This window comes from Micromonospora reichwaldensis (assembly GCF_031845925.1).
Lineage (GTDB): Bacteria > Actinomycetota > Actinomycetes > Mycobacteriales > Micromonosporaceae > Micromonospora > Micromonospora reichwaldensis.
Genome location: NZ_JAVRFL010000020.1, coordinates 31,718 through 57,369, shown reverse-complemented (window position 1 = coordinate 57,369; position 25,652 = coordinate 31,718). Strand labels below are relative to the sequence as shown.

The 25,652-nt window shown below is 73.6% G+C and carries 21 protein-coding genes and 1 pseudogene; 11 read left to right on the top strand and 11 right to left on the bottom strand.

Annotation, left to right across the window (positions count from 1 at the left end; all coding sequences use genetic code 11):
* Positions 1-161 precede the first annotated feature (161 nt).
* The gene (locus RM555_RS17965; RefSeq protein WP_311412844.1) at positions 162-1,091 is read left to right on the top strand and encodes an NAD(+)/NADH kinase; all 930 of its coding nucleotides are present in this window, start codon (positions 162-164) and stop codon (positions 1,089-1,091) included.
* Between the two features lie 572 nt (positions 1,092-1,663).
* Here the strand turns inward: RM555_RS17965 and pgm are convergent.
* Both pgm and glgC read right to left on the bottom strand, forming a co-directional pair.
* The gene (pgm, locus tag RM555_RS17960; RefSeq protein WP_311412843.1) at positions 1,664-3,310 is read right to left on the bottom strand and encodes a phosphoglucomutase (alpha-D-glucose-1,6-bisphosphate-dependent); all 1,647 of its coding nucleotides are present in this window, start codon (positions 3,308-3,310) and stop codon (positions 1,664-1,666) included.
* Positions 3,307-4,539: a glucose-1-phosphate adenylyltransferase gene (glgC, locus tag RM555_RS17955; protein WP_132235810.1), complete on the bottom strand. Its 1,233-nt coding sequence runs from the start codon at positions 4,537-4,539 to the stop codon at positions 3,307-3,309. Before glgC ends, pgm begins: the two co-directional genes overlap by 4 nt.
* Before the next feature lie 95 nt (positions 4,540-4,634).
* Between glgC and glgA the strand changes: the two genes are divergently transcribed.
* Entirely contained in the window at positions 4,635-5,837 is a 1,203-nt protein-coding gene (gene glgA / locus RM555_RS17950) for a glycogen synthase (protein ID WP_311412842.1), read from the top strand.
* Between the two features lie 70 nt (positions 5,838-5,907).
* Positions 5,908-6,423 carry a DUF3592 domain-containing protein gene (locus RM555_RS17945; RefSeq protein ID WP_311412841.1) on the top strand — a complete coding sequence of 172 codons (516 nt, stop codon included), beginning with the start codon at positions 5,908-5,910 and terminating at the stop codon, positions 6,421-6,423.
* 69 nt (positions 6,424-6,492) lie between these two features.
* On the opposite strand, the gene RM555_RS17940 is transcribed toward RM555_RS17945, so the two are convergent.
* The 4 genes from RM555_RS17940 to RM555_RS17925 all read right to left on the bottom strand — a co-directional run bounded on the left by RM555_RS17940 (position 6,493) and on the right by RM555_RS17925 (position 8,636).
* Complete coding sequence (locus RM555_RS17940; protein WP_311412840.1) at positions 6,493-6,948, bottom strand: type II toxin-antitoxin system VapC family toxin; 456 nt, start codon at positions 6,946-6,948, stop codon at positions 6,493-6,495.
* Complete coding sequence (locus RM555_RS17935) at positions 6,938-7,177, bottom strand: AbrB/MazE/SpoVT family DNA-binding domain-containing protein (RefSeq protein WP_311412839.1); 240 nt, start codon at positions 7,175-7,177, stop codon at positions 6,938-6,940. The genes RM555_RS17940 and RM555_RS17935 overlap by 11 nt, the downstream gene beginning before the upstream one ends.
* Positions 7,178-7,249: 72 nt before the next feature.
* Positions 7,250-8,422, bottom strand: a complete 1,173-nt coding sequence (locus RM555_RS17930; protein ID WP_311412838.1) for a helix-turn-helix transcriptional regulator — start codon at positions 8,420-8,422, stop codon at positions 7,250-7,252.
* A gap of 16 nt (positions 8,423-8,438) precedes the next feature.
* Positions 8,439-8,636 (bottom strand): hypothetical protein, encoded by a 198-nt coding sequence (locus RM555_RS17925; RefSeq protein WP_311412837.1) that lies wholly within the window; start codon positions 8,634-8,636, stop codon positions 8,439-8,441.
* 285 nt (positions 8,637-8,921) lie between these two features.
* Between RM555_RS17925 and RM555_RS17920 the strand changes: the two genes are divergently transcribed.
* The 3 genes from RM555_RS17920 to glgB all read left to right on the top strand — a co-directional run bounded on the left by RM555_RS17920 (position 8,922) and on the right by glgB (position 13,648).
* Positions 8,922-9,149, top strand: a complete 228-nt coding sequence (locus tag RM555_RS17920; protein ID WP_311412836.1) for a winged helix-turn-helix domain-containing protein — start codon at positions 8,922-8,924, stop codon at positions 9,147-9,149.
* A gap of 315 nt (positions 9,150-9,464) precedes the next feature.
* Positions 9,465-11,558 (top strand): alpha-1,4-glucan--maltose-1-phosphate maltosyltransferase, encoded by a 2,094-nt coding sequence (locus tag RM555_RS17915; protein WP_311412835.1) that lies wholly within the window; start codon positions 9,465-9,467, stop codon positions 11,556-11,558.
* Positions 11,546-13,648, top strand: a complete 2,103-nt coding sequence (glgB, locus tag RM555_RS17910) for a 1,4-alpha-glucan branching protein GlgB (RefSeq protein ID WP_311412834.1) — start codon at positions 11,546-11,548, stop codon at positions 13,646-13,648. The genes RM555_RS17915 and glgB overlap by 13 nt, the downstream gene beginning before the upstream one ends.
* A 212-nt stretch (positions 13,649-13,860) precedes the next feature.
* Here the strand turns inward: glgB and RM555_RS17905 are convergent, their stop codons facing one another.
* On the bottom strand, positions 13,861-15,909 hold the full coding sequence (locus RM555_RS17905; protein WP_311412833.1) for a family 10 glycosylhydrolase: 2,049 nt from the start codon (positions 15,907-15,909) through the stop codon (positions 13,861-13,863).
* A gap of 580 nt (positions 15,910-16,489) precedes the next feature.
* On the bottom strand, positions 16,490-17,530 hold the full coding sequence (locus tag RM555_RS17900) for an App1 family protein (RefSeq protein ID WP_311412832.1): 1,041 nt from the start codon (positions 17,528-17,530) through the stop codon (positions 16,490-16,492).
* Positions 17,531-17,739: 209 nt separating this feature from the next.
* Between RM555_RS17900 and RM555_RS17895 the strand changes: the two genes are divergently transcribed.
* The 4 genes from RM555_RS17895 to RM555_RS17880 all read left to right on the top strand — a co-directional run bounded on the left by RM555_RS17895 (position 17,740) and on the right by RM555_RS17880 (position 22,107).
* Positions 17,740-19,359 carry a hypothetical protein gene (locus tag RM555_RS17895; RefSeq protein WP_311412831.1) on the top strand — a complete coding sequence of 540 codons (1,620 nt, stop codon included), beginning with the start codon at positions 17,740-17,742 and terminating at the stop codon, positions 19,357-19,359.
* A gap of 61 nt (positions 19,360-19,420) precedes the next feature.
* Positions 19,421-20,218, top strand: a complete 798-nt coding sequence (yaaA, locus tag RM555_RS17890) for a peroxide stress protein YaaA (RefSeq protein ID WP_311412830.1) — start codon at positions 19,421-19,423, stop codon at positions 20,216-20,218.
* 102 nt (positions 20,219-20,320) lie between these two features.
* Entirely contained in the window at positions 20,321-20,995 is a 675-nt protein-coding gene (locus tag RM555_RS17885) for a hypothetical protein (RefSeq protein ID WP_311412829.1), read from the top strand.
* 137 nt (positions 20,996-21,132) lie between these two features.
* Complete coding sequence (locus tag RM555_RS17880) at positions 21,133-22,107, top strand: TAXI family TRAP transporter solute-binding subunit (protein ID WP_396888794.1); 975 nt, start codon at positions 21,133-21,135, stop codon at positions 22,105-22,107.
* A gap of 455 nt (positions 22,108-22,562) precedes the next feature.
* Here the strand turns inward: RM555_RS17880 and RM555_RS17875 are convergent.
* From RM555_RS17875 to RM555_RS17865, 3 genes and pseudogenes are all read right to left on the bottom strand, one after another.
* Positions 22,563-23,942, bottom strand: a pseudogene (locus tag RM555_RS17875) (ATP-binding protein); the annotation flags it as partial.
* Between the two features lie 9 nt (positions 23,943-23,951).
* Positions 23,952-24,620, bottom strand: coding sequence for a response regulator transcription factor (locus RM555_RS17870; protein ID WP_311412827.1), 669 nt, complete (start codon positions 24,618-24,620; stop codon positions 23,952-23,954).
* 128 nt (positions 24,621-24,748) lie between these two features.
* Complete coding sequence (locus RM555_RS17865) at positions 24,749-25,060, bottom strand: hypothetical protein (protein ID WP_311412826.1); 312 nt, start codon at positions 25,058-25,060, stop codon at positions 24,749-24,751.
* A gap of 114 nt (positions 25,061-25,174) precedes the next feature.
* On the opposite strand from RM555_RS17865, the gene RM555_RS17860 reads away from it, so the two are divergent.
* Positions 25,175-25,513, top strand: a complete 339-nt coding sequence (locus RM555_RS17860) for a DUF952 domain-containing protein (RefSeq protein WP_311412825.1) — start codon at positions 25,175-25,177, stop codon at positions 25,511-25,513.
* Positions 25,514-25,652 lie beyond the last annotated feature (139 nt).

Sequence of the window (25,652 nt, the reverse complement as noted above, 5' to 3'; positions counted from 1 at the left end):
CGGGCGCCGAGCCCTCAGACCCGCGCCCGCCTCAACCAACGACCGGCGCAGCCGAGCGTCACGCAGAGCGCCTGGCCTATGACACAGCGACATTTCAAGCGACCACCGGCGCGCATTCCGATACGCCCGTCGGGACGTTCGGGATGTGGTGAGCTGTAGACATGGATCGGAGCCGGCTCGGGCTGGTGCTGCACCCCACCCGGGACGTCTCCGCGGTGGTCGACACCATCGTGACCTGGGCCGCAAGGCACCACATCGACCTGGCCGTACGCGCCGAGGACCGGCACCGCGTACCGGCCACGGTCGAACCGCTGCCGGTGGGCGAGGTGGCCGTCCGGTCGGACGCGCTGATCGCCATCGGCGGCGACGGGACGATGCTCGGCGCGCTCCGGTCGGCCGTCCACGATCCGAAGCCGGTGCTCGGCGTACACGTCGGCAAGCTCGGCTTCCTCGTCGAGGTGGAGCCGCCGGAGCTACCGAGGGCCCTGGACCGGCTGGTGGCGCACGACTTCACGGTGGAGAACCACAGCTGCCTGGCCTGCGACGTCTGCGGCGACGACCTCGTCGCGTTCAACGACATCGCGCTGATCCGGCAGCCCGGATCCGGCTTCGTCAGCGCCTCCCTCGCCGTCGACGGGCAGCAGTACGGGTACTACCGCTGCGACGCCCTGGTGGTCAGTACCCCCACCGGCTCGACCGCCTACAGCTACGCCGCCGGCGGCCCGCTCGTCTCGCCGGCCACCGAGGCGGTGGTGGTGACCCCGTCCGCCCCGATGGCGGGCATCTCCCGCGCGGTGGTGCTCTCCCCCGACGAGACAATCCGCCTGGAGTTGCGCGAGGACTCCGGGCCGGTGGCGGTGGAGGTCGACGGCCTGGTCATCCGGGACGCCGCGACGGAGGGCGTCGTGCAGATCCGCTACCGGCACGACGCCGGCCTGGTCGTCCGCCTGGACCCGCGCCGCTACCAGGAACGCAACCAGCTCAAGCTGAGCCTGCTGGACCTGCCACTGCTTCCCGACCAACTCCGCGAACTGCTGCCGGAGGGCCTGCGGGAGAGGTTCAACCGCCGCGAGCTGCCCCCGCCCCGCTGACCATGCCCCCACGCCCCGCCCCGGCCCTCGGCATCCCCGGCGGTCCGGGCGGCTGGCGGCTGGCGGCTGGTGTGCGGCTGCTGGTCGTGCGGCGGTTGCGGGACCGGCGCCACGGACCTGGTGCAACGCTGTCGAGCTGCCCCACATATGGGACCACTTCTCGCGCAGCCTCCCTGCCCCAGCTATAGGGGCAGCTCGACAGCGCGCACACTGCGCCCAGGACCCTGGCACCACACCACGCCGATCCGGCATCACAGGACCCGACATCGCACGGTTGAACACCGCACGATCCGACATCGCACGGTCCGATACCGCAACGATCCGACACCGCACGGTCCGATACCGCACGGTCCGGCCCACGCGACCCGCGGCGCGTCAGCGCACCGCACGACGATGCTGGACCAGGCGGCCGGGTAGCCGGGCGAGATGGCGACGGCGCCGAAGGTGCCCAGCACCCGGCCAAGCCGGAAGGCCGCCCGGGACTGGTGTGCCCGGGCGGACTCGGCTCCGGGGCGACGAGGTGGCCGATGAGTAGCCGGCGAGACGGTGGTTGACGAGGGTGGCGCGGGCGTTCAGGCCTGCTGGAGTACCTCGGAGACCAGGTCCTTCGCCTCCTGCTGGATCCGGGCGAGGTGCTCCGGGCCCTGGAAGGACTCGGCGTAGATCTTGTAGACGTCCTCGGTGCCCGACGGCCGGGCGGCGAACCAGCCCGATTCGGTGGTCACCTTGAGCCCGCCGATCGGCGCGCCGTTGCCGGGCGCGGTGGTGAGGGTCGCGGTGATCGGCTCGCCGGCCAGCTCGGTGGCGGTCACCTGCTCCGGCGAGAGCTTGCCGAGCACGGCCTTCTGCTCGCGGGTCGCCGGCGCGTCGATGCGGGCGTACGCGGGCGCGCCGAAACGCTCGGCCAGCTCCGCCCAGTGCTCGCTGGGGGTGCGGCCGGTGGTGGCGATGATCTCGGCGGCGAGCAGGCAGAGCAGGAGGCCGTCCTTGTCGGTGGTCCAGGTGCCCCCGTCGCGGCGCAGGAAGGACGCGCCGGCGCTCTCCTCGCCGCCGAAGCCCACCGCGCCGTCGAGCAGCCCCGGCACGAACCACTTGAAGCCGACCGGCACCTCCAGCAGCGGGCGGCCCAGGTCGGCGGCGACCCGGTCGATCATCGAGGAGGAGACCAGGGTCTTGCCCACGGCGGCGGCGGGGCCCCACTGCGTCCGGGTACGGAACAGGTGGCCGATCGCCACCGCCAGGTAGTGGTTGGGGTTCATCAGGCCGCCGTCGGGGGTGACGATGCCGTGCCGGTCGGCGTCGGCGTCGTTGCCGGTGGAGACCTGGTAGTCGGCGCGGGCGGCGATCAGGGAGGCCATCGCGTTGGGCGAGGAGCAGTCCATCCGGATCTTGCCGTCGCCGTCCAGGGTCATGAACCGCCAGGTCGGGTCGACCGTCGGGTTGACCACGGTCAGGTCCAGCCGGTGCCGCTCGGCGATCTCGCCCCAGTAGGCCACGCTCGCGCCGCCGAGCGGGTCGGCGCCGATGCGCACCCCGGCGTCGCGGATCGCGTCGATGTCGATAGCCGCCGGCAGGTCGTCGACGTAGCGGGCGAGGAAGTCGTACGACCCGGTGGTGTCGGCGGCGCGGGCCCGGGCGTACGGGATCCGCCGGACCTCCTTCAGGCCCTCGGCGAGGATGGCGTTGGCCCGGTCCTGGATCCACCTCGTGACGTCGGTGTCCGCCGGGCCGCCGTGGGTGGGGTTGTACTTGAAGCCGCCGTCGTCGGGCGGGTTGTGCGACGGGGTGATCACGATGCCGTCGGCGAGCCCGCTGGTACGCCCCCGGTTGTGGGTGAGGATGGCGTGCGACACCGCCGGGGTGGGCGTGTAGCCGTCGCGGCTGTCGAGCAGCACGGAGACCTCGTTGGCGGCGAGGACCTCCAGCGCGTCCACGGCGGCCGGGGCGGAGAGCGCGTGGGTGTCCCGGCCGAGGAAGAGCGGCCCGTCCAGGCCCTGCTCGCGGCGGTAGTCGCAGAGCGCCTGGGTGACCGCGAGGATGTGGTCGGAGTTGAACGCGTTGCGCAGGCTCGACCCGCGGTGCCCGGACGTGCCGAAGGAGACCTGCTGCGCCGGGTCCTGCGGATCGGGATGCTCGGCGTAGTAGGCGGTCACCAGCCGCGGCACGTCGACCAGGTCGGCGGGCTGGGCGGGCTTGCCGGCCCGGGGATGACTGCTCACGGTTCCACCTTCTGTCCCTTGCCGATCACCACGATGCCGTTGTCGGAGACCGTGTAGCGCTGCCGGTCCTTCTCCAGGTCGACGCCGATCTCGGCCCCCTCGGGCACGATCACGTTCTTGTCGAGGATCGCCCGGCGCACGACCGCGTGCCGGCCGATGTCGACCCCCTCCATCAGCACCGCGCCGTCCACGTGCGCCCAGGAGTGCACCTTCACCTTGGGCGAGACGACCGAGTTCTCCACCAGCGAGCCGGAGATCACCGCGCCGGGCGAGACCATCGAGGCGACCGCCCGGCCGACCCGCTCACCCCACTGGTGCACGAACTTGGCGGGTGGGTAGGTCAGCTGCCCCGTGTAGATGGGCCAGTCGAAGTTGTAGAGGTTGAACACCGGGTGCACGTTGATCAGGTCCATGTGGGCGTCGTAGAAGGAGTCGAGCGTCCCCACGTCGCGCCAGTAGCCGCGGTCCCGGTCGGTGCTGCCGGGCACCTCGTTGTCGCGGAAGTCGTAGACGTTGGCCTCGCCGCGCTCGACCAGCATCGGGATGATGCTGCCGCCCATGTCATGCTTGCTGGTCTTGTCCTCCGCGTCGCGCTCGACCGCCTCGCACAGCGCCTTGGTGCTGAACACGTAGTTGCCCATCGAGGCGTAGATCTGGTCGGGCGCGTCGGGCAAGCCGACCGCGTCGGTGGGCTTCTCGCGGAACGCCCGGATCCGCCGGCCGTCCTCGCCGACCTCGATGACGCCGAACTGGTCGGCCATCGACAGCGGCTGCCGGATGCCGGCCACGGTGACGCCGGCGCCGGAGGCGATGTGGTCCTCCACCATCTGCCGGGGGTCCATCCGGTAGATGTGGTCGGCGCCGAAGACGATCACGTGGTCGGGCTGCTCGTCGTGGATGAGGTTGAAGCTCTGGTAGATCGCGTCGGCGGAGCCGGCGAACCACCACGGGCCGCGGCGCTGCTGCGCCGGCACCGGGGTGACGTAGTTGCCGAGCAGGGTCGACATCCGCCACGTCTTGGTGATGTGCCGGTCCAGCGAGTGGGACTTGTACTGGGTCAGCACGACGATCTTGAGATAGCCGGCGTTCGCCAGGTTGGACAGGACGAAGTCGACCATGCGGTACATCCCGCCGAACGGGACGGCCGGCTTGGCCCGGTCCGTGGTGAGCGGCATCAGGCGCTTGCCTTCTCCGCCGGCCAGGACGATCGCGAGCACCTTGGCAGCCATGTCCAGACGCTATCTACCCCGCCGTCACTTCACCACTCGTACGGCACAGTTCCACAGCCGGGTGCGGTGGCGCGTTCTGCACTAGGGTGCCGTTCATGAACGACTCCGCCGGGCTGCGCGTCGACCTGCTGACCCGTGAGTACCCGCCCGAGGTGTATGGCGGCGCCGGTGTGCACGTCGAGTACCTGGCCCGGGAGCTGCGCCGGCTCGCCGACGTACGGGTGCACTGCTTCGGCGCGCCGCGCACCGAGGCGGGTGTCACCGCGTACGCCGAACCGGCGGGCCTGACCGGCGCGAACGCCGCGCTGCGGACGATGGGCGTGGACCTGGAGATGGCCGCGGCCTGCGCCGGCACCGAGGTGGTGCACAGCCACACGTGGTACGCCAACTTCGCGGGGCACACGGCGAAGCTGCTGCACGGCGTGCCGCACGTGGTGACCGCGCACAGCCTGGAGCCGCTGCGGCCGTGGAAGGCCGAGCAGCTCGGCGGCGGCTACGCACTCTCCTCCTGGTGCGAGCGCACGGCGTTCGAGGCGGCCGACGCAATCGTCGCGGTCAGCGAGGGGATGCGACGCGACGTGCTGACCGCCTATCCGGCGGTGAACCCGGACCGGGTCCGGGTGGTGCACAACGGCATCGACACGGCGCAGTACGCCCCGGACCACGGCACGGACGTGGTGGACCGGCTCGGCATCGACCCGGCCCTGCCCAGCGTGGTGTACGTGGGGCGGATCACCCGGCAGAAGGGCCTGCCCTACCTGCTGCGCGCGGCGCGGGACCTGCCGGCGGACACCCAGCTGGTGCTGCTCGCCGGCGCACCGGACACCCCGGACATCGCCGCCGAGGTGGAGGGCCTGGTGGCGGAGCTGCGGGCGACGCGCTCCGGGGTGGTGTGGGTCGCGGAGATGCTGCCCAAGCACGAGGTGATCCAGGTGCTCACCCACGCCACGGTCTTCGTCTGCCCCTCGGTCTACGAGCCGATGGGCATCGTGAACCTGGAGGCGATGGCCTGCGAGACGGCGGTGGTGGCCACCGCCACCGGCGGCATCCCCGAGGTGGTCACCGACGGCGAGACGGGGCTGCTGGTCCCCATCGAGCAGGCCACCGACGGCTCCGGCCGGCCGCTGGACCCGGACCGCTTCGTGGCCGACCTGGCGGCGGCGATGAACGAGCTGCTCGCCGACCCGGCTCGCACCGCCGACTTCGGCCGGGCCGGCCGGCAACGCGCCGTCGACCACTTCTCCTGGGACACCATCGCCGCCCGCACCCTCGACCTCTACCGCTCGCTGCTGAAGTGAGTCGGCAGGGTCGTCGATCCGGCACCTGACCGTCGAGACCCCAGTCGCCGACGGTGGGCAGAATGGCGGCATGGGCTGGCGGAGGAGACGTGCGCCGATCCGGCTGCGCAGCCGGTGGCTGCCCGGGTACTGGCTGCGCCACCCTCTGCTCAGCCTCGTGGTCCTGCTGGTCGGGGCCGTGGGGCTCTTACTGCTCCAGATCGACTCGGCGTACCGCACGCACCGGTTGAACACGTACGGCGTGCGCGCCACGGCGACGGTGCTGGAAGTGCACGGTCTTCAGCGGGACTCGTACGTGGTGGCCTCGTTCACCACCGCCGACGGCCATGACGTCGTCACGCAGGTCAGCGACTACTACTGGCGTCCACGGCCGCGGGTGGGCGATGCGGCCACCGTGGTCTATGACCCCGCCTCACCCGACGCGATCGTGCGCGACGTACGCATCGGCGACGACCGGTACGCGGCGTGGGTCGGCATCGGCCTGGTCGTGGCGTTGGGATCGGGTGGCGGTGTGTTCCTGTGGCGCACCTGGCCGATATGGCGCGAGAACGCCGAAGACTGGCGATCCGGACGCCACTTCGCCTGATGGCGAAGCGGGGTCAGGTGGCGTGCAGGGCGGCGGCGAAACGCCGGCCGGCTCGCTGGCCGCGCGGCCTCAGCCCGTCGGGGTGATCAGATCGAGCTTCGGGAAATAGGTGCGGTAGCGGGTGCCGTCGCGGGTGAGCAACCGGTACCCGCACACCGCTGCGTGCGCCCCGATGTAGAAGTCGGCGATCGGCGATCGCTTGGCCCCTCCCTGGGAGCGGTATCTCGCGTAGGCCTTCCCGGCCAGGAACCCGGCCAGGTAGGGCAGTTCCTCGCGGAGGAGGTCCGCCGCCGGAAGCGCCTCGTCGAGCTCCTCGATGGTGTCGAACCGGACGGAGACCTCGGCGTAGACGATCGGGTTGATCACCAGGGCGCCGGTGTCCCGGGCGGCGGCGAGGGCATCACTCGACCAGCCCGCCCAGTTCGGGTCCTCGGTGAAGATGTCGAGCAGCACGTTCGTATCCACCAGCGTCGTGGCGGAGTCGACGGGCCGCGGTGCCAGCGCGCGGAGTCTTTCACTCCCCACGTAGCAGCTCCATCAGCTCGTCGGTGGACATCCCGCGGGTCTGCTTCGCACCGCCACGACCGCGCATGTGCCGAACCAAGCGCTGCCCTCTGCTCTCCGCGCCGCTAATCCGGACGATCCGCAGTGCACCGCCCTCCTCCACGACGTCGACCTCGTCGCCCTCGTGCAGCCCGTGTCGAGCCCGCAACGCGGCCGGGATCGTGACCTGGCCCTTGCTGTTGAGCTTCATGACGCCTCCTCCTACCACGTAATACGAACGATACGTGTCGGAAGTGAGGTACGGGCAGGCGATGCGGCAGCGTCAGGTGACGTGCAGGGCGGCGGCGAGGCGGGCCAGGCCGGCGGGGGCGGCGGCGTACCGGGCCACGGTGGCGACCAGGTCGCGCACCGCCGGCCGGTCGTGCACCTCGCTGTGCGCGGTGCGTTCGGCGTCCAGCAGCGCCCGCCCCGCCCGGACCATGTCGCCGGCGAGAGCGTGTACGCGGGCCACGTCGAGCAGGTACGCCGCCCGGTGCTCGGGCGGCAGCCACCGCCACTGCTCACCGCAGACCAGCCGCTCGTGCCGTACCGTCGTCGCCTGCACGTCTCCGACGGCGGCCTCGGCCACCACCCGCGCCGCCTCGACCGACGCCCGGCCGAAGCCGCCGACGGTGCCGACCGCTGCCGCGGCCTGGCCGAGCAGGCCGGCCACCCGGTGCTCGTCTCCCCGGCCGGCAGCGGCGAGGGCGGCCTGGAGCAGCAACGTCACGCGCAGCGACGGGGCACCGTCACCGCCCGGCGACAGGGCACCCTCGGCCGGCTCGCGCGGCGGGAGACGGCGGGCGGCCACGAGCGCCGTCTCCATCGCGGAGCGCCGCCGGCCGACGGCCCGCAACGCCTGACTCAGCGGTACGGTGGCGACGGCGGCCAGCCGCGCATCGTCCGTGGCCAGCGCCACGGCCATCCCCCGGTCGGCGGCCAGCCACGCCAACTCCCCCTGACCGACCTTGACCAGTACCAGGGCGACGAGCCCGTACGCGGACACCAGCAGCTCGTCGGCAGCCCGGCCGGGGCGGGCGACCCGCGCCTCGCGGGCGGCGTCGAGCAACCCGGGCAGCAGGCCGAGCAGGATCGGATACCGGGCGTGCCGGTAGCTCTGCTCGGCATGATCGAGGCGGGCCCGCACCGTCGCGACGTCGGGCGGCCGGGACGACGCCTCGACGTGGTAGCGGGCCAGGGCGGCCCGGACCCGCGCCACACCGGCGACGGCGACGTCCGGTTGCCCGATCCGCTCCGCGAGCAGAACCTCCAGGTCGATCCGCAGCGCCTCGGCGACCTCCCGCAGGTTGGACATCCGTTCCAGCGGGCGCACTCCGCGCTCGACCTTGTCCACCCAGCTCTTCGACTTGCCGAGGCGGTCGGCGAACTGCTGCTGGGTCATGTTGCGCCGTACCCGCCACTGGGCGACCCGCCGGCCCACCGGCAGGCCGGTCACCGCCGGCCCGTCCCGCTCACCGCAGGATCCCGGCCGCGACGAGCACGAGTACGAGCAGCGCCACCGTGATGCCGTAGGCGTACTGGCGACGGGTGAGCGGCGCGCGCTGCGGGCGGGGCGGACAGGGCACCTGATCCCCGTCGGGTTGCCGAGCGCGGGCACCCGGAACCGGATGCGCCGCCGGCAGCGGCCCGTCGGGCGGACGCTCCTGCATGGTGAACCTCCCTGCGGGTGAGTACGACACGTGCGGTCAGAACGAGGTGCGCGAAGCATGCGGTGTGGATCAGGGCGCGGTGCGGCTCAAGGCGAGGTGTGGGTCAGGGCGGGTCGGGCGGAGAGGACATCCGCGTTCCCTCGCCCGGCCCCGGGGGCACTCCGCTGCTGACGAGAGAACCCCTGCCACTCGGAACTTAGGACCCTTAGTACCCAGAGTCAACACAGGGTCCACACCGTGTCGCGCGTAGTGGGACGCTGGGCGGGCTGACGAGAGGTGGCCCCCATGCCCCGCAAGCCTGTCTACGAGCAGGTGGTTGATGACATCACCACTTCGATCCGAAGCGGCACACTCAAGCCCGGCGACAAGCTGCCCACGATCGCCGAACTCGCCCGCCAGTACAACTCGTCCGACAACCCGATCAAACGGGCCCTCTGGATCCTGGATGAGCGGGGCTGGATCGAGGTCCACCAGGGCAAGGGCTCGTTCGTGGCAACCGAACCGCCCGCCTGAACCCCAATCTTCCACCCCCTGGGCATAGCGTTCCGAATCTCGGGACAGCAGTAGATCTTGGCAGGAAACGGCCTTTGGAGGGGCCATTTGGTACCAAGATCTACAACGCCACCATCCACACCCCGCCACCGTGCCCACGCCAGCCACCGTGACCACGCCAGCCGCCGCGCCTTGAGCGACGACGGCGGACTCGGGCGGATGGTGCGGGCACCAGGTGTCCGCCGGGCCCGACCGGACCTCTCTGGACACGTCGGGAGGGAGGGCGATGGGGTGCTTGGCCGCGCGCGAAAGGATCTCGCGCAGTAGGTTGAACCGGTGACTGGACGGTTCCCGATCGAAGACGTCTCCCCCGTCGTCTCCTGCGGTCGCTACCCGGCCAAGGCGGTGGTCGACGAGCCGGTGCCGGTGTCGGCCCGCGCCTACCGGGAGGGGCACGACGCGCTGGGCTGCAACGTGGTCTGGCGTGGTCCCGACGGGCGGGCCCGACCGTTCACCCGGATGCGCCCCGGCGAGCCCGGGCAGGACCGCTGGCACGCGGTGATCCGCCCCGACGCGGTCGGCGAGTGGACCTTCACCGTCGAGGCGTTCCAGGACCCGTACCTGACCTGGCAGAACGCGGTCACCAAGAAGATCGCCGCCGGTCAGGGGCCGGCGGACCTGGCCAACGACCTCGCCGAGGGCGCCCGGGTGCTGACCGCGGCCGTGGAGCTGGTGCCGGCCGGCGACGCGGGGCGGGTCCGCGCGGCCGTGGCGGCGCTGGGCGACGCCGACAGGGAGCTGCCCCGGCGGGTCTCCCCCGCGCTGGAGCTGGCCGACCTGCTCTGGGAGCACCCGGTCCGCGAGCTGGTCACCACCGGCGCGGAGCACCGGCTGTGGGTGGACCGCCGGCGGGCGCTCTTCTCCACCTGGTACGAGTTCTTCCCCCGCTCGGAGGGGGCGGTCCCGGCCACCGCCGACGCGCCGGCCCGCTCCGGCACGTTCGCCACCGCCACCGAGCGCCTGCCCGGCGTCGCGGCGATGGGCTTCGACGTGCTCTACCTGCCGCCGATCCACCCGATCGGCCGGGTCAACCGCAAGGGCCCCAACAACTCGCTGACCGCCGGGCCGGACGACGTCGGCTCGCCGTGGGCCATCGGCGCCGCCGAGGGCGGCCACGACGCCATCCACCCCGACCTGGGTACGCCGGAGGACTTCCGCGACTTCGTCGTCGCCGCCGCCGAGCAGGGCCTGGAGGTGGCGATGGACCTGGCGTTGCAGTGCGCGCCGGACCACCCGTGGGTGACCGAGCACCCGGAGTGGTTCACCACCCGGGCCGACGGCAGCATCGCGTACGCGGAGAACCCGCCGAAGAAGTACCAGGACATCTACCCGGTCAACTTCGACAACGACCCGGAGGGCATCCGGGCCGAGGTCCTGCGGGTGGTGCTGCACTGGGTCGGCGAGGGCATCCGGATCTTCCGGGTGGACAACCCGCACACCAAGCCGTTCGACTTCTGGCACTGGCTGATCGCCGAGGTGAAGAAGGTCGACCCGGACGTGCTCTTCCTCGCCGAGGCGTTCACCCGTCCGGCGATCATGCACGGGTTGGGCAAGATCGGCTTCACCCAGTCGTACACGTACTTCACCTGGCGCACGTCGGCGGCGGAGATGCGGGCGTACTGCGAGGAGCTGGTCGAGGCGGCCGACTACATGCGGCCCAACTTCTGGCCGAACACGCCGGACATCCTGCACGAGTCGTTGCAGCACGGTGGCCCGCCGATGTTCAAGATCCGGGCGGTGCTGGCCGCGTTGCTCTCCCCCTCCTGGGGCATGTACGCCGGCTACGAGCTGTTCGAGCACGTCGCCCGCCCCGGCGCGGAGGAATACCTCGACAACGAGAAGTACGAGCTGCGCCCCCGGGACTGGGCCGGCGCGCAGGCTCAGGGCCGCTCCCTCGCGCCGTTCATCGCGGTGCTCAACCGCGTACGCCGGGAGAACCCGGCCCTGCACCAGCTGCGCAACCTGGTCTTCCACGACATCGACAACCCGGCGCTGCTCTGCTGGTCCAAGCACGACCCGGACACGGGCAACACGGTCCTCGTCGTCTGCTCGTTCGACCCGCAGGCCGTGCAGTGGGGCAACACCACGCTGGACATGCCCGCGCTCGGCCTCGACTGGCACGACCGGTTCACCGTGCGCGACGAGCTGACCGGCGCCAGCTACGACTGGGGGCAGCGCAACGCCGTGCGCCTCGACCCGTACCTGCAACCGGCGCACGTGCTGACGGTGCGGCGACCCGCGCCCGGTGCCGGCCCCGTGCCGGCGCAGGCGGCGCCGGATCTGACCGTCGAAGACGTCCCCGACGACCTCTCGGGCGGCACCGCCCCCACCGCTCCCGCCCAGAAGGACGACGCCCGATGGACCAGTTGATCGCCGGCGCCACGCACGACCCGCACGCCGTCCTCGGCGCGCACCCGGCCGACGGGCGGACGGTCGTCCGGACGCTGCGCCGGGGCGCCGCCGACGTCGCCCTCGTCGTCGACGGCGAGCGGCACCGGATGCGGCGGGTGCACGACGTCGGCGTCTTCGAGGCGGAGGTCGCGGGCGAGGTGCTCGACTACCGCGTCGAGGTCGACGGCCGGACCCACGACGACCCGTACCGCTACCCGCCCACCCTGGGCGAGCTGGACCTGCACCTCATCGGCGAGGGCCGGCACGAGCGGCTCTGGGAGGCACTCGGCGCCCGGGTCTTCGACGAGGGCGTGGCGTTCACCGTCTGGGCGCCGAACGCGCGCGGGGTGCGGGTGGTCGGGGACTTCGCGGGCTGGGCGCCGGACGACGGCTGGCCGATGCGCTCGCTCGGCGGCAGCGGGGTGTGGGAGCTGTTCGTCCCGGGCGTCGGGGCGGGCGCCCGCTACAAGTACCGGATCCTGGGCGCCGACGGGCAGTGGCGGGACAAGGCCGACCCCCTGGCGGCGTACGCGGAGGTGCCGCCGGCCACCGCGTCGGTGGTGCACCACTCGACGTACGAGTGGGGCGACGCCGACTGGCTGGCGCGGCGGGCCCGGCGGCAGCCGCACCAGGAGCCGATGAGCGTCTACGAGGTGCACCTCGGCTCGTGGCGCCCCGGGCTGAGCTACCGGGAGCTGGCCGAGCAGCTGACCGCGTACGTCACGGAGCTGGGCTTCACCCACGTGGAGTTGCTGCCCGTGATGGAGCACCCGTTCGGCGGCTCCTGGGGCTACCAGGTCACCGGCTACTACGCGCCGACGTCCCGCTTCGGCGACCCCGACGAGTTCCGTCACCTCGTGGACGCGCTGCACGCCGCCGGCATCGGCGTGATCCTGGACTGGGTGCCGGCGCACTTCCCCAAGGACGAGTGGGCCCTCGGGCGCTTCGACGGCACCGCCCTCTACGAGCACCCCGACCCGCGCCGGGGCGAGCACCCCGACTGGGGCACGTACGTCTTCGACTTCGGCCGCCCGGAGGTGCGCAACTTCCTGGTCGCCAACGCGCTCTACTGGTGCGACCAGTTCCACGTCGACGGGCTGCGGGTGGACGCGGTCGCCTCGATGCTCTACCTGGACTACTCCCGCCAGGAGGGGCAGTGGCTGCCCAACCGGCACGGCGGCCGGGAGAACCTGGAGGCCATCGCCTTCATGCAGGAGGTCAACGCGACGGTCTACAAGCACCACGCCGGGGTGACGATGATCGCCGAGGAGTCCACCGCCTGGCCGGGGGTCACCCGCGCCACGGCCGACGGCGGGCTCGGGTACGGCTTCAAGTGGAACATGGGCTGGATGCACGACACCCTGCTCTACACGTCGAAGGACCCCGTCCACCGGCAGCACCACCACCATCAGCTCACGTTCTCCCTGGCGTACGCCTGGAGCGAGAACTACGTGCTGCCGATCAGCCACGACGAGGTGGTGCACGGCAAGGGCTCCCTGGCCGGCAAGATGCCCGGCGACACCTGGCAGCGGCTGGCCAACGTACGCGCCCTGCTGGCGTACATGTGGGCGCACCCGGGCAAGCAGCTGCTCTTCATGGGCTGCGAGCTGGCCGACGACCGGGAGTGGAGCGAGGAGCGGGGCCTCGACTGGTACCTGCTGCACGACCCGGCCCGCGCCGGGGTGCAGCGGCTCGTCGGCGACCTGAACCGCGTCTACCGGGACACCCCGGCGCTGTGGGCGCAGGACACCGAGCCGGCGGGCTTCCGCTGGATCGCCGGCGACGACGTCGCCAACAACACCGTCTCGTTCGTCCGGATCGCCCCCGACGGCGCGACCCTGGTCTGCGTGGCGAACTTCTCCGCCCTGCCGCTGGAGGACTACCGGGTCGGGCTGCCGGCCGGCGGCACCTGGGCGGAGGTGCTCAACACCGACGCCCACCACTACGGCGGCTCGGGGGTCGGCAACCTGGGCGCCGTGCACGCCGAGGACGTGCCGTGGCACGGGCTGCCCGCCTCGGCGGCGCTGCGGGTGCCCCCGCTCGGCGTGCTCTGGCTGCGCCGCGACTGAGCCGGGCGTCGCCCTCGCACGGTGTACCACGACCAGGAGCCCCATCCTCGACGACCAGCCGGGGCGACGACCCACCGCACGGAAGATCTTGGTAGGAATCGGCCCCTGGAGGGGCCGATTCCTACCAAGATCTCCAACCCTCCCAAGAGGCGGAACGGTTCTTCCGAAGGGCGGGAAGAGGAGGGCGCCTGCGGCCGAGAGACCGGCTGGGATCAGAGGCGGGTGATCCGGACGGCGTCGGCGACGACGTACCCCTGGGTGCTGGTCCAGCGGCTGACCCCGACGACCTGGCGCGTCCCCGCGGCAAGGTCGTAGGTGCCGAGCACCCGCCACTGCCCGCCGCCGCTGCGCTGGTCGACGGTGGCGGTCACGTTCCCGTTCGCCGTCGCCACCAGGTGCGGGGTGGCGCTGTTGTAGCCGGGGTCGGCCGGGTACCAGACCTCGACCCGGTACGAGCCCGCGGCGGGGAGCGTCGCGGTGAACCAGGCCGGGTCGCTGACCGCCTGCGGGCTGGCGAACCGGTAGTTGGCCCCGTAGCGCGCCGGGAGGTACGACGACGTGCCCCAGGTGGCGGCTGCGGTGAAGCCGCCGGCCGTGGCGTTGTCCACGATCACACTGAACGTACCGCCGGTGCCGGTGACCACCCGCGCGTTGCTCGCGGCGCTCTCGTGGTGCAGCCGGTCGAGCGCCGTCACCAGGTAACGGTACGTCGAGCCGACCGCAGCGGTGGCGTCGGTGAACGTCCCGGTGCCGCCCGAGGCGCGGACCGTGCCGAGCAGGTTGCGGGCGTCGGCCAGGTCGCAGGCGTCGACCGCGCCGTCGCCGGGCAGCCGGTACACCGCGTACGCGGCGGTGCTGCCGGTGGCGCCGCGCTGCCAGGTGAGGGTCACGCCGCCGGTGCCGCGTACCGCCGAGGTGAGGTTCGGGGCGGCGGGCGCGGCGCCGCCCACCCCGGCCGGCGCCAGCGCGGGCCGGCGGTAGTGGTCGGTCGCCGTCCGGGAGACGGCGCCGATGCGGTCCGCGCGGACGTCCTTGGCGCTGAAGTGGATGTCGCCGACGATCCTCGGGTAGCTGCGGTTCAGCGTGAGGTGGTCGGTCAGCTCGGCCGGGTCCTGCCAGGCGGCGTCCTGCCCGGACGCGCCCGCGCGGTAGGTGGCCTGCCCCACGAGGAGCTGCACGTCGGTGCCGGCCACGGTCTCGGACCACCAGCGGACCAGCTCCGCGTAGTCGGCCGCCGGGTGGCCGATGTGCCAGTAGATCTGCGGGGCGATGTAGTCGACCCACCCCTGCCGCACCCAGCGCCGGGTGTCGGCGTAGATCGCGTCGTACGACTGGAGGCCCGTGGTGCGCGAGCCGAGCGGGTCGGTGCCGGCGTTGCGCCAGATGCCGAACGGGCTGACACCCAGCTTCACCCACGGCTTGGCCGCCCGGATCTTGTCACGCATCTCCCGGACCAGCAGGTTGACGTTGTTGCGCCGCCAGTCGCCGATGGTGCTGAAACCGGCGCCGTACTGGGCGTAGGTGGCCTGGTCGGGGAACGCCACCCCGCTGACCGGGTACGGGTAGAAGTAGTCGTCCCAGTGCACCGCGTCGATGTCGTAGCGCTTGACGGCGTCCAGCATCGCGTCCTGCACGAAGGCGCGGACGGCGGGAATGCCGGGGTTGTAGTAGATGTGCCCGCCGTAGGTGACGGTCCAGCCCGGGTTCTTGCGGGCCGGGTGGCTGGCCGCCAGCTTGGTCAGGTCGGTGTGGTTCGCCACCCGGTACGGGTTGAACCAGGCGTGGAACTCCAGGTTGCGGGCGTGCGCCTCGGCCACCATGAAGGCCAGCGGGTCGTAGCCGGGGTTGCCGCCCTGGGTGCCGGTGAGCCACTGCGACCACGGCTCGTACGTCGACGGCCAGAACGCGTCGGCGGCCGGGCGGATCTGCACGACGACGGCGTTCATCCGACGCTGCTTGGCCAGGTCGAGCCAGCCCCGGTACTCCGCCTGCTGGGCGGCGGGCGTGAGCCCCGTGCGGCTGGGCCAGTCGATGTTGGCCACGCTGGCGATCCACATGCCGCGCAGCTGCCGCTTCGGGGTGGCCGGGTCGGTCACGCAGGCCGCCTGGGCGGCGACGGGCACGGTCTCCGACGCGGTGTCCGACGCGGTCCCCGGCCCGGCGGGCGGGGCGGCGGGGGCGGCCGTGGGGAGGGCCGCGCCGAGCGCCAGCGCCGCCGCCAGCGCAAGCCCGGACAGGTATCGACCATAATCTCTACGCACGAAAAGATGTTCAATGTTGCCGGCTTGTTGCGCAAGTATCCTTCACAATTTTTCGCCCTGCGAACCTCGCCCGGGCCGAACTCCCCCGCCGCTAACCCCCGACCTTGATGGGAACCACCCCAACTCTCACCACGCACCACTCACGGTGCGTCACTCTCTAGCCAAAGACCTCAAATTCTTACTCTGCGTCATCGAACTTGCCCTGTGGAAAGCTCAGGACATCCAGCCCCACACCGAAAACGGGCGATACCGGGCTCTTCGCCTCATTCCGCCGGGGAAACCCCCATGCCTTCGCACTCGCTTTGCTCTGCAGCCAGATACGCGCCACTAACGCAGCGTGCCTGGTGCTGATATGGCTGCAGAGCAAAGCGAGCGGAGCGGAAGTAGCCAGGAGGAGGCTTCCACCACTCTGCGTGACGCGAGTGGCGGTGACGGGCTCCGAGAAAGGCTCCCCAAGGTCGTCCCGCTCCGGGCGGAGCAGGGCGCTCCGGGCGAAGCAGGCTCTCCCGCCACCCGCTTGCCCGCAGCCGCCGCCACCCGCAGCGCTGCCTGCGGCCGCCGCCCGCCGGCAGCGGGGGCGTCAGACCAGGCCGGCGTCGCGCAGCAGTTTCCACAGGCCCGCGCCGTCGGGCGCGGAGAGCCACTTCTGCCCCACCGGCCCCGCCGACGACTCGCCGGCCGGGGTGGGCAGGCTACCGGCCAGCACCGCCTGCGTGGGCGAGAGCCGGCGGATACCCACGCCGGCCACGTTCTCCGGGTGGGCGGCGGCGAACTCGCGGTAGATCTCCGGGTCGTGCTGCCCGTCGTCGCCGACCAGCAGCCACTTCACGTCGGGAAACTCCTTGGCCAGCCGGGCCAGGGTGACCCGCTTGTGCTCCCGCCCGCTGCGGAACCAGCGGTCGGCAGTCGGCCCCCAGTCGGTCAGCAGCAGCGGCCCGGCCGGGTAGAGGTGCCGGGACAGGAACCGGGTCAGCGTCGGCGCCACGTTCCAGGCGCCCGTGGAGAGGTAGAAGACCGGAGCGCCCGGGTGCGCGGTGACCAGCCGCTCGTAGAGCACCGCCATGCCGGGCACGGCGTTGCGGGCGTGCTCGTCGAGGACGAACGTGTTCCAGGCGGCGAGCAGCGGCCGGGGCAGCGCGGTGACCATGACCGTGTCGTCGATGTCGGAGAGGATGCCGAAGCGCACCTCCGGGTCGAGGATGCGCACCGGCGCCTCGACCGGCTCGGCGTCCGGCAGGCTGATCCGCACCGAGCCCCAGCCGGGCGGCAGGTCCGCCTCGACCACGGCGTCGACGAACCCGCTGCGGTCGGCCCGCGCCTCGTGCCGTTCCCCGCCGGCCTCGATGGTGACCGTGACGTGCTTGGCAGGCAGCGTGGTGAAGCTGCGCCACCCGCGCACCTTCTCCAGCCGGCCGCGTTGGCGGGTGTCCGGCCGGCTCAGCAGCACCCGGCACATCACCCGCACCCAGCCGGGCGCGCCGTAGCCGGTGTACGCGATGACGTTCGTCCGCCAGCCGGTGCGCCGCAGCCGGCGCTCGACCAACGAGTGCACGGCGTCCTCGATCCGCGCGGCCCGGTGCAGGTTCGGTACGGCCAACTGGCCGGCGGCAGTGGGTGGCACGTCAGCAACCCTGCCACAACCCGGCCACCTCGGCCACGCGAGGCGATCTTCCCCGGCCGCCGGGAGGGCCCGACGCCTTCCCCGGCCGCCGGGAGGCCCGCCGCCGTGCCCGCCGTGGTCCGGCGGATCGTCCGCGCTGCGCCGATCCGCCCCGGCCGGCCCCGGCGGCGTGAAACACTCCGGTCGGGACGACGACGGGGGCGTTGGTCGTGTCGCAACCAGTGCGCAAGCGTGGGCGGTGGCGCCCGCAGCTCGACCGGCCGGCGCTCGTGGCGCTGCTGTTCGGGCTCGCCGGGGTCGGCTACCGGCTGGTCCTGACCCTGCACACGGTGCCCGTCTCCAACAGCGACGAGGCGACGTTCGGGCTGGCCGCGCTGCACATCGCCCAGGGCCGCGAGCTGCCGGTCTTCCTCTACGGGCAGCGCTACATGGGGGTGCTGGAGTCGTACCTGGCCGCGCCGCTGATCGCGGTGGCGGGGCCGGGCTGGCCGCTGCTGCGCCTGCCGCTGCTGCTGCTCTACGCCCTCTTCCTCTGGCTGATCCACCGGCTGACCCGGCGGATCGGCTCGCCCTGGTTCGCCACCGGGATCGTCGGCCTGCTGGCACTCGGCGGGGAACGGGTCGTCCGGGACCAGCTGACCGCGGTCGGCGGTCGCCCGGAGGTCAAGGTCGCGGTGCTGCTGATGCTGCTGATCGCGGTGGGACTCGCCCGGGGAACGGTGCGGCACCGCCGGCTGGCCGTCGGGCTCTTCGGCCTGCTCGCCGGGGTGTCCGTCTGGTCGGACTGGCTGATCCTGCCCTACCTGGCGGTGGCCGCGCTGGTGCTGGCGTGGGTGGCCCGCCGGGAGCTGCTCGGTTGGGCCGGGGCGCTGCTGCTGGCCGGGTTCGCCGTCGGGATCGCGCCGATGATCCGGGACAACCTGCTCGCCCCACCCGGCGAGGACTCGCTGTCGGTGTTCCGCGAGATCAGCACCAAGGCCGGGCCGACGCCGCCGTGGTCGCGGCGCCTCGACGGCGGGCTGCTGGAGGGGGTGCCGCTCGCCGCCGGCCTCTGCCCGGTGGACGGCTGCGCCCGCTGGCAGGGCTGGTTCGGGCTGCTCTACCCCGTGCTGCTGGCGGTCGCCGCCGCGCTCGCCGTCCTCGCGTACCGCCGGGCCGCGGGCGCCCCACGCGGCGAGCGGGTCGGCCCGGTGGTGCACCTCGCGCTGGTCGTCGGCGCGGCGTTGACCCTGCTGTCGTACGTGCGCAGCCCGCTCGCCGCCACCAGCCCGCTGGACAACGCCCGCTACCTGTCGGTGCTCCAACTCTCCCTGCCGGCGGTGCTGTGGCCGCTCTGGGTGGCGGCGGTCGCCTGCTGGCGGGGCACGGTCGGCGCGTTCGGCCGCCTGGCCGGGGCGCTCTCCACCGCCGTGCTCGCCGCGCTGGCCGCGACCACGCTGGTGGTCACCGTGCTGTTCGCGGCCACCGGCACCGCGGCGTCCCGGATCGAGGAGCGGCAGGCCCGCGACCTGGCCGACACGCTCCGCGCAGGCGGCCCCCGCGAGGTGTACGGGGACTACTGGACCTGCAACCGGCTGATCTTCAACACGGCCGAGGCGGTGGTGTGCGCGGTGCTCGACGGCGACCTCACCCCCGGGCAGAACCGCTATCCGGCGTACTGGCGGCAGGTGGGGCGGGCCGACCGGCCCGGGTACGTGCTGGCGGCCGACTCGGCGGCGGAGCGGCGGCTGCGCCGGCTGCTGGGCGACCGGGCCGACGCCGCGCTGGTCGCCGACGTGGGCGGGTATCGCGTGTACCACCCCCAGACGCCGGTGCGGCCGTGGCGGTAGGGCCGGCCCGTACGCTGGCCGGACCGGCGCGCGGACGCCGCGCCGAGCCGAGGAGTCACCGATGCTCATCCTGCTGCCGCCCTCCGAGGGGAAGGCCGACGCCGGCACCGGCCGGCGGCTGGACCTCGCCGGGCTCTCCCTGCCGGAGCTGACCGGCGCCCGGGAGGAGGTGCTGACGGCGCTGGTCGCGCTCAGCGCCGACGGCGACGAGGGGGCGGCCCAGGCGGCGCTGGGGATCAGCGAGGGCCAGCGCGGCGAGCTGCGCCGCAACGCCCGGCTGCGGGTGGCGGCCACCGCGCCCGCCGGCCGCGTCTACACCGGGGTGCTCTACGAGGCGCTCGATCTCGCCTCGCTGCCGGCGCCCGCGCAGCGGGCCGCCCGCCGGTCGGTGCTGATCAGCTCGGGGCTCTGGGGCGCGGTACGCCTCACCGACCGGATCCCGCCCTACCGGTGCCCGATCGGGGCACGCCTGCCGGGGCTCGGCGCGCTGTCGGCGTACTGGCGGCGGGCGCTCGCGCCGGCGATGGCCGCGGCGGCCGGCGACGGGCCGGTGCTCGACCTGCGCTCCGGCGCGTACGCGGCCACCTGGGCGCCGCGCGGCGAGGTGGCCGACCGCACGGTGACCGTCCGGGTGCTGCACGAGCGGGAGGTCGACGGCGTGCCCGTCCGGTCGGTGGTGAGCCACTTCAACAAGGCCACCAAGGGCCGGCTGGTCCGCGACCTGCTGACCGCGGGCGCCCGGCCGCGCACCGTCGGCGGGCTGCTGACCGCGCTGCGCGACCTGAAGTATCCGGTGCTGGAGCAGCCCGCCCCGCCCGGTCGGCCACGCCAGGTCGACGTGATCGTCACGGAGCTGTAGGACAGCCGCAAGATTTCCTCAAGGCTGGGGCCGATCGGTTTCCCCGGCGGCGTCGAGCGACCACGGTAGAGGGACCCCCGACGCCGACAAGGAGTGCCCACGTTGGCTTCCGAACAGATCCTGCTCGATCGGCCGCGCCTGCCCGCGACGCCGCCGCCGTTGGACTGGTCCACCCTGGCCGACGCGTTCGAGGCCGCCTGCCTGCTGCGCTGCACGCCCCCGCCGGCCGTCGTCGGCAACCGCCGGCCGGCGGCGGAGCACCGCCCCCCGTCGGTGGAGTTCAACCGGGAGGAGGCGGCGCACCGCATGCGTCAGCTCCTGCACCGGCTGGACGTCCCCATCGAGCACGAGGTGACCGTGGGCGGCCTGCGCCGCCGCTTCGAGCTGCACCGGCTCTCCGTGCCGCACCAGCACCGGCCGGCGTACGCGAGGACGCTGGAGGCCGGTTGGCGGCAGGGCCGGCGCGAGCTGCTGGGCGGGCCGGTCCCGGGCGCGTCGACCGTACGGCGGGCGTGGCGGCCTCGGCTGGCGGCGGCCGCCTGGCGGGCCGCCCTGCTCGCCGGTGGGCGGCACGTCCGCCGGCACATCCTCGGCGTCCGGATCACCGACCGGGAACTGGCCGCCATCCTGGTACGCGGGGCCGCCCTGCTGGACGTTCCGGCGCTGCTGCGCCCCGGCACCGGCTGTTACCTGGTCTGTGTCGCCGACGGCCCGGACCGCCAGCGGATCCTGCACAGCACCGCGCTGGATCCCGCCCACCTGCGCGAGCGGTCCTGATTGCCGGATGAGCACCTTCGGCGGCGCTGCGGCCCGGTCGCGTACCGCAGCGAGCTGACCATCTTCACCCACCCGCCGCCGGGTTCCTAGCCCGGTCGGTGGGCGGCGGGTTGCGGCGACGGCCCGCACGGCGCAGAGTGCAGCGCGTGAGTCGCACCGGGTTCCGCCGTGTCCGCCCGCGCCGTGTCCGCCCGCCGGCGCTGCTGGCGCTGCTGCTGGTGGTGGCGTTGCCCGGCGTCGCCGGCTGCCAGGACGCTCCCGAGCCACCGGTACGGATCCGGATCGCGACCGGCAGCCCGACGGCGGTCTACCACGCCTTCGGGCAGTCCCTGGCCGCCGTGCTCAACCGGGAACTGCCGGACGTCCGGGCCAGCGTGGTGGTGACCGCCGCCTCGGCGGAGAACGTCCGGCTGGTCGGCTCCGGCGAGGCGGAGCTGGGTTTCACCCAGGCCGACGTGCTGCCGGCCGCGCCGGCGACGCACCCGTCCGTGGTCGCGGTCGCCCGGGTCTACGACGACCTGCTGCACCTGGTCACCACCGCCGGCGGTCCCGTCCGCACCCTGACCGACCTGCGCGGGCGGCGGGTGTCCGTGGGGGCGCCTGGCTCCGGCACCGAGATCACCGCCGTCCGGCTGCTGGAGGTGGCCCGCCTGGGCGGCGACCGGGTACGCCAGGAGCACCTCGGCCTCGACGACTCGGTCGCGGCGTTGCGGGCCGGCACGATCGACGCGTTCTTCTTCTCCGGCGGGCTGCCGGTCAGGGCGCTGGAGCAGCTCACGGACGACAGCGCGACTCGGATCGTCGACCTCGGCGAGTGGACCGGGCCGCTGCGCGAGAGCAACCCGGAGGTCTACGTCTCCCGCGACATCCCCCGCTCGGTGTACGGCACCGACCCGGTGACCACGGTGGCCAACCCGAACTTCCTGATCGTCCGGGCCGACCTGCCGACGCCGCTGATCCGGGAGGTGACCCGGCTGCTGATGGAACGCCGCCAGGAGTTGGCCGCCGCGCACCCGGCCGCCGGGCGGATGAGCCCCCGCTCGGCCATCGCCACCGCTCCCCTGCCGCTGCACCCCGGCGCCGCCGACTGGTACCGCGCCGCCAAGCCCTGACCCTGCGGCACCCCTGCGCCGCCGTCGAGCTGCACCGCGCCGCCAAGCCCTGCCCCCACGACACCCCGCGCCGGTGCCGACCCGCACCACGCCGCCAGGCCTCGCCCCTACGGCATCCGACGCCGCTGTCGAGCTGCCCCGTGGTGCGGGGCAGGTCTCATGGATGGGGCAGCTCGACAGGGACCGCACCCCATTACCTGGCGGCAACCCGCACCGGACCGGGCTCAGCGCTCGGGCGCCCGGGCCGCCCGCGCCGCCCGGGCCGCCCGCGCCGGCCACGGTGGCCGACGGACCGACGGGAGCCCAGCGGCGGTCGGCGCGGCGGCCATCGCCGGGGGTGACGCGGGAGCGTCGTCGCGGGCCGGGCCGGCGGGGGCGCCGGAATCGGCGTCGGCGGAAGCGGGACCGCCTGGAGCGGCGTCAGCGGGGCCAGCGGCGGCATCGGCGGGGGCGGCGTCTGCGGGGGCGGCGGGGGCGGGGAACCAGAGGCCGGCGACCAGGCCGCGCGGCTCGCCCCCGCGCATGGTGAGCCGCCCGTCCGAGGCGTCGACCAGCACGGCAACGATGGTGAGGCCCAGCCCGGCCCCGTCGATGTTCTGCACCTCCGGGGCCCGCCAGAACCGCTCGGTCGCCTGCCCGAGCTGGCTCGCCGTCATGCCCGGGCCGGTGTCGCGGACCTCCAGCGCGGTGCCGTCGCCGTCGTGCCGGACGGTCACCGTCACCTCCCCACCGGCGTCGCTGAACTTGACCGCGTTGTCGATCAGCGCGTCCAGGGCCTGGTCGATGGCGGTCGGCACGGTCCGCGCGTACGCCGGGGCGTCCCCGGCCACCAGCCGGAGGGTGATGCGGTGGTGCCGGGCGAGCGGCTCCCAGGCGGCCACCCGGGACGCGGCGACGGCCGCCGCGTCGACGGTGACCCGCTGGTTCTCCCGCCGCTCGGCGCGGGCCAGGGTCAGCAGCGCGTCCAGGACGAGGGCCAGCCGGTCGGTCTCCTCCAGGGCCAGTTGGTGCTCGGCACGCCCGTCCGCGTCGGTGAGGCTCGGGCCCAGCTCCTCCACGCGCAGCCGCAGCGCGGTCAGCGGGTTGCGCAGCTGATGGCTGGCGTGGGCGACGAAGGCCCGCTGCCGGTCCATCACGTCGGAGACGACGTCGGCCATGTGGTTGAAGCTGGTCGCCAGGCGACGCAGTTCCGGCGGGCCGAGCCGGTGCTGCACCCGCGCGCCACGGTCCCCCTCGGCGATCTCATGGGTGACCGCGTCCAGCTCGGTGACCGGGCGCAACACCCAGCCGGCCAGCCCGAACGCGGTCAGCACGCAGGCCAGCACGGCGAGCAGGCCCGTTCCGGCCAGCGCCAGCCACCAGACGGTCACGGCCCGCCGGACCGGATCGGCGGGGGTGGTGATGACCACCGCCCCGAGCACCTCGCCACCGTCGTTGATCGGCACCGCCACGACGATCGGCCCGTCGACCCACGGCCACACCGAGTCCGGCCCGCTGGCCTGCTGGCCGGAGAGCGCCATGTCCAACGCCTCGCGGGAACCCGGGGCCATCCGCCAGCTCCCGGAGGCCGCCACCGTCCGACGCTCCCGGTCGACCACCGCCGCGCCGATGTCGTACAGGGCGTCGTAGCTGCGCAGCTCGTTGGCGAGCGGGCCGGGGGTGCCGCCGCGCAGTGCCGGGCCGGCCAACGAGGCGAACCGGGTGGCGTCGGCGAGCCGGTCGGCGCGTACGCGGTCGGTCTCCCGGTTGGCCAGGGTGACCGCCAGCGGGGTCTCCAACGCGATCAGCACCAGCACCATCAGCAGCAGATAGCTGATCACCAGCCGACGTCGCACGGCGTCCCCTCACTCGCCGCGCAGTCGGTAGCCGACCCCGCGTACGGTCTCCACCAGGCCGGGGTCGCCCAGCTTGCCACGCAGCGAGCCGACGTGCACCTCGACGGTGTGCCCGTCGCCCCAGGTCGAGCCCCAGGCATCGAGCAGGATCCGTTCCCGGGCCACCGCCACGCCGGGCTGCCGGGCCAGGGAGAGCAGGACGTCGAACTCCTTGCGGGTCAGCGCCACCGGGCGGCCTCCGACGGTGACCGTCCGGGCGGCCACGTCGACGCGTACGGGCCCCACCTCGATCAGGTTGCGCTCCGGCACGGCATGCGCCGCGCGGCGCAGCACCGCCTCGATGCGCGCCTGGAGCTCGGTCATGGAGAAGGGCTTGACCACGTAGTCGTCCGCGCCGAGCCGCAGGCCGAGCACCCGGTCCCGTTCCTCGCCGCGGGCGGTGACCGCGATGATGCCGAGCTGGCTGCTGCGCCGCCGCAGCTCCCGGCACAGGTCGGTGCCGTCCCCGTCGGGCAGGGTCAGGTCAAGCAGCACCAGGTCGCAGGGGGCGGCGCAGAGGGCCGCGGCGACGGTCGCCGCGTGCTCCACCTCGTACCCCCGGCGGGTGAGGGCGGAGGAGAGCGCGGCGGCCACCCGGCGGTCGTCCTCGACCAGCAGGATGCGCACCCGGGCCCCCATTCGTCGGTCCGTCGACCCCGAATGGTGGCAGAAGTACGCCCGCGACGGGAGGGCCGGTCCCGCACCGACCCGGCGACGGCCCCGTCGGCGCGCCGGCGCCGGGGCGCCGGTGGTGGTCGACCGGCAGGTCAGAGACCGAAGACCTCGTCGGCCGTGGCGTCGCGGACCCCGTCGACGAAGCCCCGGAAGCCGGGGTCGTCGTGGCTGGCGGGCACGCTGGTGACGATCTCGCCGGTGGCCTGGGTGACCGCGTCGACCAGGGGCGGATAGTCGATCTCGGCGTCCGGGAGGGTGTCGTCGTCCGCCTGGCCGAGGTTGATCACGTGCTGCACGTCCTCGGTCGGGGTGTCCGGGTCGCCGGCCCACTCGCCGCCCGCCCGGTGGCACTCGTCGTACAGCGCCCGCTGGCTGTCGGTCCAGTCCTCGTCGTAACTCTCCATCGCCATCCCTCCGCGACCCGCTGCCCCGAGCATGCCGGGCGGCGGCGGACACCGGGGCGGTACCGGGAAACCGGGACGGCCGCCGGCGGGACCGGCCGCGCGTAGGCTGCCGGGGTGATCTACAAGCTCCTCACCACCACCGAGTGGGACGACGCGCTGGCCGCCGGCCACCTCGACGGTACGGCGCTGGACCGGCAGTCCGGGTTCATCCACCTCTCCGGCGCCGACCAGGTGGTCGGTACGGCCCGGCGGTACTTCGCGGGCGCCACCGGGCTGACCCTGCTGACGGTGGACCCGGACCGGCTGGGCGACGCGCTGCGCTGGGAGCCGTCGCGCGACGGGGCGCTCTTCCCGCACCTGTACGGCCCGCTGCCGGTGCCCGCCGTGGTGGCCGCCGACGCGCTGCCGGCGGACCTGCCGGTCGCCGACGCGGTGGCGGCGCTGCTCGCCTGACGGGTCGCTATGCTACGCCGAGTCCGCTCCCCCGGCCTCGCCCGCGCGCCCCGGGGCGGGTGCGGCAGAACCGGTCCGCGCGATCGACGCCCGCCCGGCGTACGCCGACGCGGATCACCGACGGCGCGACGCCGCGCCC